The organism is Williamsia sp. Y712, assembly GCF_059445525.1.
The window spans coordinates 259,378-273,071 of sequence record NZ_JCAIUN010000003.1 but is presented as its reverse complement, the minus strand read 5'-3'; the positions used below and the strand labels follow the sequence as shown (position 1 = coordinate 273,071).

The window sequence follows — 13,694 nt, the reverse complement described above, 5'->3', positions numbered from 1 at the left end:
TCCATCCGCGACTGCTGGGCCATCGCGAGTTCAGTGTTACGCAACAACTCGTTGACACCCAGCGACTCGACAGGACCGATTTCATCGTCCCCACCTGCATCTTCGATCTCCCCCTCGAACATACATTTGAGTCTAAACGAGGGGTCCGACACTGTTGATTTCGAGAAGCGACCGATACCGGTCAGCCGTCGAGTGTGCGATGAAATGGCGCCGGATATCCGGGCTTGGGTCGGTGATCACCCAGCCAGTCACCGAGTTCAGCGGCTCGACGCGTAATTGCGGCGGTGGCGGCGCAATTCAGGTCCTCCAACAGATGCGTGCCGATCGACCCATCCGCCCGCTGATGCCATCCGCCCACGATCCGTCCGTCCCACCAAACCGTTTGCCCCCCATTGCCGTTCGAATCGAACAGGTGCGGGGCATGGGGACCCAGATACCAGTCCCGCTGCTTCCAGCCCATCAGCGTCGGATCAAGTTCGGGCAAGAGCAGGGCTGTCGGCGACACGGCCTCCACGTCGTCGAGATCATCGGGCAGGACGTACCCGATCGACCCGTCGTCAAGGTCCACCTCGACCACCTCGAGAGCTGAAAGAGCATTTCTCACAGCGGTTTTTGTGGACCCCAACCACCAAACGATGTCGGTTTCGGTGCCGGGCCCGAACTGACGCAGCCATCGCCGGATCAGTTCTCGGTGCCCGGTCGCGGGATCTTCGACCGGCAGCGGCTCGCCGAGCCAATCCGACATCGCTGTCCATCTGGGCCGCGAACGCATCCAGTTACCGTCGTTGGGTCCGCGGACGATCTCACCGGCGGCGCTCATGTGGTTCAGCACCCGCGGCCCCATCTGAGCGACACCGCCCCACGACTTGCCCTCGCCGTGGCTGATGGAGCCCGCCAGTTCAGGCAGTTCTTTCCGCAGTTCGGTGGACGTCGCCGCCCGACCGTCGACCAGAGCTCTGTCCACGGCTGCCCGCGCCTTGTCGATCCAGCCTTCCGGATCCGGGAAGTCATCGCTGCGACGCAAGTCGCGCAACATGTTGGTGCGTTCACTGGCTGCGACCCGCTGCCCCACCGCACTGACCGCATCGGCCAGCGCAGGGCGGGGAAACGCGAACAGCGTGCGCCGCATCGCGAGCTGCTTGACCAGCGTTCGGTCGTCGTACAGCGCCCGATCCATGTCGGGAACATCAAAGCCCGGCATGCGCGCCCATACCGACAGATAGACCGTCGCCGGGGTGGTCGCATGAAGCGCGACCACCGCTTCGGCGGCTTCCACCGGAGTTGCAGCCGCGGAGTCGGCGATCAGCCGGTGACGTCTGAGCAGCCTCGCGCGACGTTGTTCACTGCTGATCGCCGGCTTGGTCATGATGCGGGAATGGCCGCCACTGCTTCGATTTCGACCAGCTGGTCGTCGTAAGCCAGCACCGAGACACCCAGCAGGGTGCCGGCCGGCTTGTGGTCGCCGAAGACCTCGGTCACCACGTCCCACGCGACCACCAGATCGGCCTGCAGGTGCTCGGCGACGTACACGGTGACCTTGGCGACATCGGACAGTGACGCACCCGCCTCGGTCAGCGAGAGTTCCAGGTTTGCCATGCACTGGCGGGTCTGTTCACTGACGTTTCCCGGCGCGACCGTCACCCCGTCCCCGTCGAGCGGAGCGGCCCCTGCGGTGAAGACAAAACTCCCGGGGGCGATTATTGCGCTGCGCGTGTGACTGTTTTCCGGTCGGTTGATCTGCACTGGTGACATGGATCGATCCTAGGTGTTTCGACATCGACTCCACCTGACCCCGCGCGGTTTCCCGCACTCGACCGGCAGCACTGGCACAATGCCGTCATGGGACCTGGTGTCATACCGCAAAGCGCCTATTTTGTTCTCGGTATGCCCGACCATGCACTGGTCGGCGCCGGACTCGACATCAGCCAGGCCGAGGTGTTCTTCGAGGAAGAAGCCGCGCTCGCCTCGGTTGATCACCACTACACGCTTGCCCGCGACATCGCGTCCGAGAAGGTTCTGGCATCAACCGATTGGTTTGTCCTGACCGCACTGGTCGGCGATGGCGTCAGCCCGGCCTACGGTGATCACTTCTTTGCCTACGACGAAGACGACCGGCCATGGGCAATCGCAGGTGGCTTCACCCGCGCCGAGGAGATGACGGACTGGTTGCCGTTCATCTTTGCCGTCGAAGACCTGCACGAACACTGGTCACCGGGTGGGGTCGACGAACACCTTGTGCCCTTCGAAACAACCCGCGACGCGGGCATCGACCTCTCACGGGTCTGGTTTGCACCGGTGATGGCGCAGCGGGTGTACCCCGGCGTGACCGAATGAAAGCCGAGCGCGAACCCAGCCACACGACTCATGCCGGAATCGTCAACTCGATCGTTCCAAATGCCTTACCGCCCTTGCAGATCGGCGTAGTGGCATAGATACTCTGCCAGGTCCGCGATCATCGACCCGAAACCTGACGCGGCCGATCCTGCACATAACGCCTACGCCGAAGATGGACATCGTCGATGATGGATATGTGACCCAATTCATGGATGAGATCGACAACGCGATCCACGCGCTCAGGGAGCGACTGGACGCGCTGCAGGCGACCATGACGTACGCGCCCAATCAAATGACGCCGGCAGCGCGCGAGAAGCGCATCAAACTCGACCAGAGCATCGTCGAACTTTTCACGATCAAGGCGCTGGTCGCGCCTCCCAATACGGATCCGCCGACCAAGGAACTGCGGCAGCGTCTGCACCACGTGCTGTGGGAGAACGGTCTCCTCGCCCCGAAGGCTCCCCGCTCATAACGTGCGATGTGCCCGCATGCACCGGGCTCTTGGCCTGATCTTTAGCACTGAGTCAACCCGGCGAAACCGGCGAGTTGACCCTGAACTCTGTGGAGCCCCCTGTCAGGATTGAACTGACGACCGCTCGCTTACAAGGCGAGTGCTCTACCACTGAGCTAAGGAGGCAACTGCGTGCGTGAGTATATCGCGAGACTTCCCCGGCTCCTCGCCGGCAGTCGTCGAGCGACGATCGACACCATCGAACCGTTCGAACCGGCAGTGTCCCCCAGACAGCCGATCGACCTCACCGACGATGCCGCGGTGACCGAGGTTCTCGACCTTGCGATCCAGGTAGGCGCGGTGTTGCTCGACTCGGGCACCGGTGCGATCGACACACAAACGCAGGTGCGGTTTGTGGCAAGCATGTACGGAGTCGAGAACTGCGACGTTGATGTGACGTATAACACCATCTGGGTGAGTGCACGTCGCGGTACCTCGATGACCCCGGTCACCGCCATGAAGGCCGTGCACTACCGATCGCACGACTTCACCCGACTGGCGGCCGTCGACCGGTTGGTCCGGAAGATCCGCAACCTGGCGATCGACCCCGGCGAAGCCCATACCGTCATCGACGCCATCATCGCCGCACCTCACCCCTATCGGCGATGGATCGCGACGCTCGCGTGGTCGACGATGGCCGGCGCATTGTCTGTTCTGCTCGGTGGCGGCTGGCTGGTCGCGGTGGTTGCCTTCTTCACGACCGCGGTGATCGACCGAACCAACCGGCTGCTCAACAAGATCGGCACCCCGCTGTTCTTCCAGCACATGACCGGCGGTTTCATCGCGGTGATACCTGCGGCGATCGTCTACCAGAACAGTGAGGCCCTTGGGGTCGACATCAAACCGTCACTGGTCATCGCGGCCGGCGTCGTGGTGCTGTTGTCCGGGCTCTCGCTGGTCGGTTCGGTGCAGGACGCGATCACCGGAGCCCCGATCACCGGCGGCGCACGTTTCTTCGAGTTGCTCATCATGACCGGCGGCATCATCAGCGGCGTGGGTATCGCCATCCAGTTGACGGAGGCCGCAGGCGTCTATATGCCGACGATCACCTCGACCACCGCATTCGACCTCGCCAACACGCCGGTACGGGTGATCGCCGGTGGCGCCGCCGCCGCAGCGTTTGCCGTCGCGAGCTACGCGGAGTTCCGGGCTCTGCCGACAGCATTCATCGGAGGCGCGATGGGCGCCGCCATCGTCGCAACGGCCGGCCACTACAACTTCGGGCAGATCATCTCGGCCGGGATCGCGGCCTCCATGGTCGGCCTCGTCGGAGGTCTGCTCGCCCGGCGGGCGCTGACACCGCCACTTGTTGTCGCGGTCGCGGGCATCACGCCGCTGCTGCCCGGTCTTGCCATCTATCGAGGGCTCTACGGGTTGATCGGTGGTCAGACCGTCGACGGTCTTACCGCCATCGGATCAGCACTCGGCGTCGGCTGCTCACTCGCAGCCGGTGTCACCCTCGGCGAGTTCGTCGCCCGAACGCTGCGCCGCCCCCGGATTGCGACAAAGCCGACGCGAGCGCTCCTGACCGCACGCTCGGCAATCCGCCCTGGTCGCATGACAAGCGAACCCGAGGTCGACTCCGAGGCGGAGACACAGCCGCTGCGTAAGTCGGACCTGCACGCGGGCCTCACCGATAGACGAGTATGAGCAGGTAGAATATTCGCCATGCCTGCCAAGACCAGTGACAAAACAGATATCGCCGACGAAGATCTGGAACCAGTGGCCGACGAGACAGCAACCTCCGCGCGCCGGGTTGTCGCTGCTTATGCAGTCGATGCCGACGAATGCCGGATGTTGCTCGCAATGCTGGGAATTGCTCCGGGCGAAGCCTGATCTGTGGCAACCAAGCGATCGAATGAGTCCGACCCGCGCGCCGATTTTGTTGTGGTCGCCAACCGGCTACCGGTTGACAAGCAGGTACTCCCCGACGGCAGCGTCCACTGGCAGCAGAGCCCCGGCGGATTGGTCACCGCCCTCGAACCCATTCTCCGGTCACAGACCGGCGCCTGGGTCGGATGGTCCGGCCTGCCGGATTCGGCAGAGCATCCCGAGGTAGAAGGGCTGCAACTCTTTTCGGTGCCGTTGTCGGCCGATGAGATCGCCGAATACTACGAGGGTTTCTCCAACGCCACCCTCTGGCCGCTCTACCACGACGTGATCGTCAAACCCGAGTATCACCGCGAGTGGTGGAACACCTATGTGGCCGTCAATCGACGGTTTGCCGAAGCGGCGTCGGAGGCAGCCGCCGAGGGCGCGGTGGTCTGGATCCAGGACTACCAACTGCAATTGGTACCGAAGATGCTCCGGATGTTGCGCCCCGACCTGAAGATCGGGTTCTTCCTCCACATCCCGTTCCCCCCTGTTGAGCTGTTCATGCAGATGCCGTGGCGGACGGAGATCATCGAGGGTCTACTCGGTGCCGATCTGATCGGATTCCACCTGCCCGGTGGTGCCCAGAACTTCCTGTACCTCGCCCGCAGGCTCGCAGGCCAGGCCACGTCCAAGGGACAGGTCGGCGTCCGCGCAAAGTTCGGTGTCGTCCAGGTCGGCTTCCGCACGGTCCGTGTCGGCGCCTTCCCCATCTCCATCGACTCGGGCGAACTCGATGCGCGCTCGAAATCCAAGGAGATCCGCAAGAGGGCCGCCGAGATCCGCGAAGAACTCGGCAACCCGAAGAAGATCCTTCTGGGTGTCGACCGCCTCGACTACACCAAGGGCATCGACGTCCGATTGCAGGCGCTCGCCGAACTCCTCGAAGAGGGTCGGGTCAATCCCGACGACATCACGATGGTGCAGCTGGCCACGCCCAGCCGTGAACGGGTCGACAGCTACATCAAGATGCGCGGCGACATCGAACAGCTTGTCGGCAACATCAACGGCAACTTCAGCGAAGTCGGGCATCCGGTGGTGCAGTATCTGCACCGCCCCGTCCCCCGCGACGACCTCATCGCGTTCTTCGTCGCGGCCGACGTCATGCTGGTCACGCCGTTGCGAGACGGCATGAACCTGGTGGCCAAGGAGTATGTCGCCTGCCGCAGCGACCTCGGTGGCGCTTTGGTCCTGAGCGAGTTCACCGGCGCGGCAGCCGAACTCCGGCAGGCATTCCAGGCCAATCCGTACGACACCGACGGGGTGAAGCAGGCCATCGCCGATGCCCTCGAACAGGATCCCGACGAGGGCAAGCGCCGGATGCGGGCCCTGCGGCGGCAGGTCCTCACCCACGACGTGCAGCGCTGGGCGAAGAGCTTCCTCGGTGCCCTGGGCGGCGAAACCGAAACCATGCCGAGCGAAAACCGTGGACTTGACCTCGTGTGAGTGTCGGCGGGCCGGTGGGCCGCCGAGTTCGGACCATAAATTTGTGACGAGCACTGCAATTACACCCGCCTTGCGCAGTGGATTGGACTTGGCCGGGGTGCACAGACTTAGACTCGCGTAGTGAGTGCACAAGACCTGGCTCCGGAACTGCGGCGCGCCCTCAAAGCCATCGCTCGTATGCCCAGGCTGCTCGTTGCCTCGGACTACGACGGCTGCATGGCCCCCATCGTGTCCCGACCCCAAGATGCACGACCCAATGTCGATTCGGTTCGGGCCATGCGGGCCCTGGCCGAACTCGACTCCACCACCGCGGCAGTGATCTCGGGACGCGCACTGCGCGATCTGGCAACCCTGTCGCGTCTCCCGGCCGAGGTCCACCTCGTCGGAAGCCATGGCAGCGAGTTCGACGTGGGCTTCGTCCACGAGATCACCCCCGAGGCCACCGAACTCCTCGAAACGTTGATCGTCGAACTGCGCGCCATCGCCGCCGACTTCGACAACGTGACCGTGGAGACCAAACCGGCCAGCACTGCGCTGCACGTCCGGAACGCCACTCCGGCCGACGCCGACGCAGCCCTGCACCGGGTTCGCAACGGGCCGGCAACCTGGGATGGCGTGCAGGTGACCGAGGGCAAGTCCGTCATCGAGCTCGCGATCATCAAGACCGACAAGGGCCAGGCACTCGACATCCTGCGCCACGAGGCCGGGGCCAGCGCCGCCATCTTCTTCGGCGACGACGTCACCGACGAAAAAGCCTTCCAACGCCTGCACGGACCCGACTTCGGTATCAAGGTCGGCGAGGGCGACACCCTGGCGACCTATCGAGTCGACGACACCGAACAGGTTGCCGCCGCATTGGCTTTCCTCGTCGAGGAACGTCGCACCTGGCTGAGCGGCGACGCCGCCGTCCCCATCGAGCGGCTGACAATGCTCGCGTCCCCGCGCACCGTCGCACTGGTCACCCCGGAAGCCGACATCTGCTGGATGTGCCATCCCGAGCCCGACTCCGCGGCACTGTTCGCGAACCTCCTCGGCACCGACGAGGCAGGCGAGTTCTCGATCAGCCCGATCGTCGAGGGAGACAAGAAGCCACTCCCGCTGAGCCAGCGCTACATCGACGGAACGATGACCGTCCGGACCCGGTGGGCCGGACTGGAGGTCACCGACTACCTGCCGCACGACGTCAACGTCGGCCGCACCGACCTGACCCGCGTGATCCGCGGAAGTGTGAAGGCTCGGGTGCGGTTCTCACCACGCCCAGAGTTCGGCCAGGCCGCCGTTCGCATCGAGGTGTCCGACGACGGGCTGCGGGTGTCCGGCTCCAACGAGCCGTTCGTTCTGCGCGCTCCGGGGGTCGAGTGGGAGATCGAAACCGACCGCCAGCACCAGATCGCCACCGCGGTGATCCAGCTCTCCGAAGAACCGTTGGTGCTCGAACTGCGCTGCGGTTCCGAAGACCTCGAGCCCTCGTCGGTCCCGGAGCCCGAGCGCCGCGCGGAGGCAGAACGGTATTGGAGTGAATGGGCCGCGACGCTGGACCTCCCCGGCATCAAACGCGACCTGATGAAGAGGTCGGCGCTGACGCTGCGCGGACTCGTCCACAGCGACACGGGTTCGATCATGGCCGCGGCCACGACCTCGTTGCCCGAGGAAATCGGCGGAGTCCGCAACTGGGACTACCGCTATTGCTGGCTGCGCGATGCGGCCATGACCGCGTCGGCGCTGGTGTCCGTCGGCTCGTTCAAAGAGGCCGAAGACTACCTGGGCTGGCTGCACCGAGTGCTCGGCACCGTCACCGGCCCCGAGTGGCTGCATCCGCTGTACACACTGGCAGGCGGCGGGCTTCCGCCCGAAGCGGTCATCGATTCACTGCCGGGATACGCCGGTTCGCGTCCGGTCCGGGTCGGAAACGCGGCCAATCAGCAGGTCCAACTCGACGTCTTCGGACCCATCGTCGACCTGATCTCGACCCTGTCCCATGCCCGCGCCGCCGCCGACCACCCGGATCCGCTGTCGGCCGCAGACTGGGAACTGGTGCAGGACATGGTCTACGCGGTGGAGCGCCGCTGGACCGAGCCCGACCACGGTATCTGGGAGATTCGCGGCAACCCCCGCCATCACGTGTACTCCAAGGTGATGTGTTGGCTGACCGTTGACCGGGCTCTCAAGCTCGGCAAGGAGTTCGGCCGCGACACCGAACTCGGATGGCCGGTGCTTCGGGACACCATCGCACGCCAGGTCCTGAGCCAGGGCTGGAGCGAGGCGGCCAACTCCTACACCGCCGCCTACGACGGCGTCGACCTCGATGCCGCGACCCTGCAAATCGGGTTGTCAGGACTAATCGACCCGTCCGATCCGCGGTTCACCGCCACTGTCGTCGCGACAGAGGCCGAACTCCGCAGCGGCTCAACGGTGTATCGGTATCACCACGACGACGGTCTGCCCGGCGACGAAGGCGGCTTCCACCTCTGCGCCGCCTGGCTCATCGAGGCCTACCTCCTCATCGACCGGCGCAGCGATGCAGAAGCGCTGTTCGACCAGATGGTCAAGGTCACCGGTCCGACCGGACTGATCTCGGAAGAATACGACCCCATCGCCGAACGGGCCCTTGGCAATCACCCTCAGGCCTACAGCCACATCGGCCTGCTCCGCTGTGCCCGGTTGCTGAGCGAGTAGCACCGGGGCACCAAGCCCTCTCCAAGTGGACACCAAGGGCCGCCGTGGACAGTGTTCACATGAACTACCAACCACGGCGCGGGAAGAGCTTTACGTGGATCTGCTCGACCTGTACACCGAACCCGGAAACGCCGCTGCCCCCGCAACGATCTGCCGCGCCGCAACGATGCACCACCCCACGGCCCTGGCGTTCGTCGGTCCGTCGTCACAGCCTGTGATCAGCTAGCGCAACTGGACCTGTAACGACGGATCGTCGATCGGTAGATAGCCGGCCACGATCGCCCCCACCTGATAGCTGCGCAACACGACGTCGCCGCCGTGGCTGTCGAGGAAGGCGGTGTCGGCGGCATCGCGACCAGAGGCTATCCGGACCAGCGATTGACGTGGCGCGAGCCCCGTGGCATCCACGACCACCCACCGGCCGTCGATCAACGCCTCGGCGACGGCATGAAAATCCATCGGGTACAGACCCGGGGCGTACACCGACACCAGGCGGGCCGGAATTCCCAAGGCCCGCAACAGTGCAACCACCAGATGCGCGAAGTCCCGGCAGACACCCGCCCCCGACAGCAATGTGTCGACTGCGCCGTCGATCGGATCGCTGGCACCGAAGATGTACGAAAGTCGCTGCCGGACAAAGTTCGTGACCGCCACCAATTGGTCGGCCGCCGGCATACTCGTATCGAATTGACCCGCGGCGAAGCCGAAGAACTTGTCGGCCTCGGCATACCGGCTCGGCCGAAGGTAGAGCGAACGGTCGAATTCGGCCACTTGCGGCGGATCAGCCGGTGTCAGGACACTCGCCGAGTATTCGACGTAGAGCTCACCGGACTCCACCTGCAGCCAGTGGATACGACTACCGCTGGCCGTCACGATCTCATCCGGGACAATTCGGTTGCCATCCAACCGAATTGACAGATTCTCGTTCAGCTCCGTGCCCGGGAGGCGGGCCACTGCGATCTGCAATTCGATATCGGTGGCCTTGTTCACCAGTACGTCGAGTACAGCCGAAACGTCACGTTGAGCGGTTTGCCCGAAGTCACCTGACATGGATTGGATGATCCCTTCCCCGAATGGTCTGCCGAGTCAGGAACTCGAGTTCTGCAAGGCCCCGATGGGATCAGCGTAGAGCGCTCCGAGCGATACCACCACGGCTGCACCCTCCTGGACGCGCGCACCGAACCGCGGCGGCGACAGTTCCATCGGCCCCAGCCCGCTGGCCGCATCGAACGCCGCCTGCACCGGAGCCAGACCATGGCGATGTTCGGCAAAGACATGGCCGGCCAGGACCACCCGATCGGGATTGATCAGGTCGCGCACCAGAGCCACCATCTCGCCGAGCACTCGTGCTCGTTCGTCGTGCAACGCACCCGCATCGCCCCCGACGGCCACCGCGTCGTCGAACACCTTGCGGCCGACAACATCCTGCAAGACCGACTGCGCCTGCCCCGTCAACAGCGGCGCGTGCACCGGCAGATGGCCGATGTTGCCGGGACGCTCCTGGACTCTGCCGTCGATCGTGATTGCCAGGCCGACCGTCTCACGAACGTAGAAGAGCAGATCGGTGCCGGTGGTGTTGTCGGCGCCGGCCAGGAGCAACTCGGCCGCCGCCATTGCCTGAACGTGCTGACTCACCGATACCGGCAACCCCAACTCGTTCTCCAGGGCTTCACCGACCGGCGCCCGCCGCCACCCGAGTTGAGCATGGTCGACGCTGCCGTCCTCGTGGACCGTGCCACCAATAGCGGCACCGGCCCACAGCGGTACCCGCTGGGTGAAAGATCCGGCAACCAAAGCTGCCCGCCGCGCGATCAGCCGGAGAGCCTGCTTTGCCGGGCCGACCGGCGTCGACATCGCGACCGTCTGCAGTGGTCGGCCACCCAGGTCCGCAACCATCAGCAGGGTCGAACGCGCACCGATGTGCACCGCGATCACACAGAATCGATCCCGATCGAGGGTCAACGGCACCTTCGGTCGCCCGATCGCGCCGGACGCAACCAGGTCCGGACGTTCCCGTACGAGTCCGAGCCGGTCGAGTGCCTGTAATTGCCTGTTGACCGTCGCCGGCGACAAGCCTGTTGCCGCAGGCAGCCGGTCCCGCGTGACGGGTCCCTGCGTGCGGACAGCCCGGAACACCACCGCGGCAGCGCCATCACCCCGCTCAAAAGACACGGTCCGTGATTCACCGGTTCGGGCTCGTGTGCGAGATCCGCCTTCCGCTTCGTCAGACCCCATGGTGGAAAAATCTACCGGTCGCAGCGCACCTAGACTGCACACCATGACAATTGCAGCCAGCACCGCGTCCAATACTGGTGATCGCAAGGTCGCCGTTGTAACCGGAGCCAGTTCGGGCATCGGCGAGGCCACAGCCAGACTTCTTGCTGCGCAGGGCTATCACGTAGTGGTCGGCGCCCGCCGCATCGACCGCCTCGAGAAACTTGCCGACGAGATCGATGGAACGGCGCTTGCCCTCGATGTCACCGATGAGGAATCCGTGCAGAAGTTCTGCGCACAGATCCCGGCGGTCGACGCCCTGATCAACAACGCCGGGGGTGCGAAGGGTCTTGCCACCGTCGCCGAGGCAGACCTCGACGACTGGCGCTGGATGTGGGAGACCAACGTCCTGGGAACCCTGCGGGTGACCAAGGCGCTGCTGCCGAAACTCATCGACTCCGGCGACGGACTGATCGTCACCATCAGCTCGATCGCCGCCATCGAGGCCTACGACAACGGGGCCGGCTACACGACGGCCAAACATGCTCAAGCGGTTCTGCACCGGACGTTGCGGCCCGAGCTTCTCGGCAAGCCGGTCCGGCTGACCGAGATCCAGCCGGGCATGGTCGAGACCGAGTTCTCACTTGTTCGCTTCGACGGCGACGCCGAGAAGGCCGACAAGGTCTACGAGGGACTGACGCCACTCACCGCCGAGGATGTGGCCGAGGTGATCGGCTTCGTCGCCAGCCGTCCGCCTCACGTCAATCTCGACACGATCCTGCTGATGCCCCGAGACCAGGCCTCCGCCCGCCGAAACATCAAGACGGGCTAGGGGTTTTCGTATGTTCGTATGAACATCCCAAGGTTCGGTAACACATCGCGCACCCCGTTCGAAGTCCAGACATAATCCTTGAGCGGGTAACCGGTCCCCACCATGGCGGGCCAGGGTCCGCACCGGACCTTGGAGACTCGAGTGAGCTATCCGTACGATGCTGCACCCACCGGACCGATCTCGACTCCACCCAACGACCGCAAGCAGATCGTCATCGTGCTTGCGGTCGTTGCGGCATTGCTGCTGGCGTTCCTGGGCATCGGTGCGGCATACCTGTTCACGAACTCCGAAAGCAAGGTCAAGGCAACGACTGCGCCAGAGCTCGTATTGGAGGCGGCCAACAGCACCGGCACCGACCCGTTCACACCGTCGGTCGCAGTCAGCAACCGCCCTCTGGACTCGGCCGTGACCGGACTCGCTCCCGTGGGAGCGCCCACCGTCCGCGGTGTCGAAGGGATCGACGGCACCACCGGCGGTCTCTATGGCGCCGATGGTGACGCGGTCTGCGACACAGCAGCTCTGGCCAACTACCTGGCCGACAATCCGGCCAAGGCCAAAGCCTGGGCGAGCGTATTCGGGATCAGCACCGAACAGATCCCGTACTACCTCGACACACTCACCCCGGTTGTCCTGACCCGCGACACCTGGGTCACCAACCACAGCTACTCGAGTTCCGGTGCGTATGCATTCCAATCTGTGTTCGAGGCAGGCACTTCGGTACTCGTTGACGCCTACGGCGTACCACGCGTTCGCTGCTCGTGCGGCAATCCTCTTGCGCCACCGGCAGGTACACCGGTCGCCGGGTATCGAACCGTCGGTGACCCTTGGCCGCGCTATGCACCTCGGCAGGTCGTGTACGTGACCTACAACAACGAGCACACGACGATCGTCAACAACACCACGACCGTCGTCCCGGCACCCAACCCGGCACCGACACCGGTCGCACTGACCCTGCTGGACCTGAACACACTGCAACCACTGATCCGCGCGGTCGGCGGCATCCTGAACCTCGAAGGCCTTCCGCCACTGGCCGAACCACTGCCGTCACCGGCAGCCCTCAATACTCCGTTCACGTCCGCCGATCCAGAACAACAGGCGGCCAACGGAATCCAGGCCGACGGGCAGCCGGATCCGGAGGTCCAGCGTCGCGCGGCAGCTGAAACATCTGAGTCGTCGACAACCGACGTGCCGGCGCCACAAGCTGAGGTTCCCGGCGAATCAACGGTCCCGGCAGCTCCGGTGCCTTCCGATCCGGCAGTGCCCGTGGCCCCTTCGTCCTCCAGCGCACCTGCCAACCCGCCCGCCGACGAGGTTCCGGCAGTACCGGCGCAGAGCTCCAGCGTGGCCCCGACGCCGACGGTGTTCACCGGCAGCGGTGACATCATCTCGAGTTTCACCTTCACCGCCGAAAAAGCATCGATCACCTGCACGGTCCCCGACCCGACTCAGGCAACAGCAGAACTCAGCTGTACGGACGATGTGAAACGAACGGTGTCGACGAGCTCGCTGACACAGTCGTCGGTGACCTCGTCGACGGACAGCCTCGGGATCTGGACGGTCAAGCTGACCGACGTCACCGATCCGGAGAATCCGGCGACCGAGACGGTGACGATCACCAAGGCGGCGTGGACCGTCCTCCCGACCGCCACCGTGGCCCCGCCGGAACCCGAAGTCGCACCGGCGACGGAGACTCCGACCACGCAGGCCCCGACGGTCACCAGTGAGCCCGCCACCGCATCATCGGCACCTGCGGCGGGCTGACCCAGCACGGAACACAACGATGCCCCGAAGCGAAACCCTTCGGGGCAT

12 protein-coding genes and 1 tRNA gene are annotated in these 13,694 nt (G+C 64.6%); 8 read left to right on the top strand and 5 right to left on the bottom strand.

The features are described from left to right. Positions 1–181: 181 nt before the first annotated feature. A complete protein-coding gene (locus AC1D75_RS20565; protein WP_495517181.1) occupies positions 182–1,366 on the bottom strand; it encodes a winged helix DNA-binding domain-containing protein in 1,185 nt (394 codons plus the stop codon). After that, entirely contained in the window at positions 1,363–1,752 is a 390-nt protein-coding gene (locus tag AC1D75_RS20560; RefSeq protein ID WP_495517180.1) for a RidA family protein, read from the bottom strand. Before AC1D75_RS20560 ends, AC1D75_RS20565 begins: the two co-directional genes overlap by 4 nt. A gap of 87 nt (positions 1,753–1,839) precedes the next feature. On the opposite strand from AC1D75_RS20560, the gene AC1D75_RS20555 reads away from it, so the two are divergent. Beyond that, entirely contained in the window at positions 1,840–2,334 is a 495-nt protein-coding gene (locus AC1D75_RS20555) for a hypothetical protein (RefSeq protein ID WP_495517179.1), read from the top strand. Between the two features lie 172 nt (positions 2,335–2,506). Next, positions 2,507–2,806, top strand: a complete 300-nt coding sequence (locus AC1D75_RS20550; RefSeq protein WP_495517178.1) for a hypothetical protein — start codon at positions 2,507–2,509, stop codon at positions 2,804–2,806. 90 nt (positions 2,807–2,896) lie between these two features. On the opposite strand, the gene AC1D75_RS20545 is transcribed toward AC1D75_RS20550, so the two are convergent. Next, a tRNA-Thr gene (locus AC1D75_RS20545) sits at positions 2,897–2,971 on the bottom strand. Positions 2,972–2,977: 6 nt separating this feature from the next. On the opposite strand from AC1D75_RS20545, the gene AC1D75_RS20540 reads away from it, so the two are divergent. From AC1D75_RS20540 to otsB, 4 genes are all read left to right on the top strand, one after another. Further along, positions 2,978–4,495 carry a threonine/serine exporter family protein gene (locus AC1D75_RS20540; protein ID WP_495517177.1) on the top strand — a complete coding sequence of 506 codons (1,518 nt, stop codon included), beginning with the start codon at positions 2,978–2,980 and terminating at the stop codon, positions 4,493–4,495. Positions 4,496–4,513: 18 nt separating this feature from the next. Beyond that, positions 4,514–4,681: a hypothetical protein gene (locus AC1D75_RS20535; RefSeq protein ID WP_495517176.1), complete on the top strand. Its 168-nt coding sequence runs from the start codon at positions 4,514–4,516 to the stop codon at positions 4,679–4,681. Positions 4,682–4,684: 3 nt separating this feature from the next. Further along, positions 4,685–6,163, top strand: coding sequence for an alpha,alpha-trehalose-phosphate synthase (UDP-forming) (locus AC1D75_RS20530; protein WP_495517175.1), 1,479 nt, complete (start codon positions 4,685–4,687; stop codon positions 6,161–6,163). Positions 6,164–6,283: 120 nt separating this feature from the next. Continuing rightward, positions 6,284–8,839 (top strand): trehalose-phosphatase, encoded by a 2,556-nt coding sequence (gene otsB, locus AC1D75_RS20525; protein WP_495517174.1) that lies wholly within the window; start codon positions 6,284–6,286, stop codon positions 8,837–8,839. 222 nt (positions 8,840–9,061) lie between these two features. On the opposite strand, the gene AC1D75_RS20520 is transcribed toward otsB, so the two are convergent. Both AC1D75_RS20520 and AC1D75_RS20515 read right to left on the bottom strand, forming a co-directional pair. Beyond that, positions 9,062–9,889 carry a transglutaminase-like domain-containing protein gene (locus AC1D75_RS20520; RefSeq protein ID WP_495517173.1) on the bottom strand — a complete coding sequence of 276 codons (828 nt, stop codon included), beginning with the start codon at positions 9,887–9,889 and terminating at the stop codon, positions 9,062–9,064. A gap of 36 nt (positions 9,890–9,925) precedes the next feature. Beyond that, positions 9,926–11,011, bottom strand: coding sequence for an ROK family protein (locus AC1D75_RS20515; protein WP_495517172.1), 1,086 nt, complete (start codon positions 11,009–11,011; stop codon positions 9,926–9,928). Positions 11,012–11,117: 106 nt separating this feature from the next. On the opposite strand from AC1D75_RS20515, the gene AC1D75_RS20510 reads away from it, so the two are divergent. Both AC1D75_RS20510 and AC1D75_RS20505 read left to right on the top strand, forming a co-directional pair. Continuing rightward, positions 11,118–11,885 (top strand): SDR family NAD(P)-dependent oxidoreductase, encoded by a 768-nt coding sequence (locus AC1D75_RS20510; protein ID WP_495517171.1) that lies wholly within the window; start codon positions 11,118–11,120, stop codon positions 11,883–11,885. A gap of 141 nt (positions 11,886–12,026) precedes the next feature. Continuing rightward, entirely contained in the window at positions 12,027–13,646 is a 1,620-nt protein-coding gene (locus AC1D75_RS20505; RefSeq protein ID WP_495517170.1) for a DUF6777 domain-containing protein, read from the top strand. Positions 13,647–13,694 lie beyond the last annotated feature (48 nt).

What these genes read in the sequence shown, in the direction of transcription:
- AC1D75_RS20560 (WP_495517180.1), bottom strand. Translation starts at nt 1,752, where the DNA reads ATGTCACCAGTGCAGATCAACCGACCGGAAAACAGTCACACGCGCAGC.
- AC1D75_RS20550 (WP_495517178.1), top strand. Translation starts at nt 2,507, where the DNA reads ATGGACATCGTCGATGATGGATATGTGACCCAATTCATGGATGAGATC.
- AC1D75_RS20510 (WP_495517171.1), top strand. Translation starts at nt 11,118, where the DNA reads ATGACAATTGCAGCCAGCACCGCGTCCAATACTGGTGATCGCAAGGTC.
- AC1D75_RS20535 (WP_495517176.1), top strand. Translation starts at nt 4,514, where the DNA reads ATGCCTGCCAAGACCAGTGACAAAACAGATATCGCCGACGAAGATCTG.
- AC1D75_RS20520 (WP_495517173.1), bottom strand. Translation starts at nt 9,889, where the DNA reads ATGTCAGGTGACTTCGGGCAAACCGCTCAACGTGACGTTTCGGCTGTA.
- AC1D75_RS20565 (WP_495517181.1), bottom strand. Translation starts at nt 1,366, where the DNA reads ATGACCAAGCCGGCGATCAGCAGTGAACAACGTCGCGCGAGGCTGCTC.
- AC1D75_RS20555 (WP_495517179.1), top strand. Translation starts at nt 1,840, where the DNA reads ATGGGACCTGGTGTCATACCGCAAAGCGCCTATTTTGTTCTCGGTATG.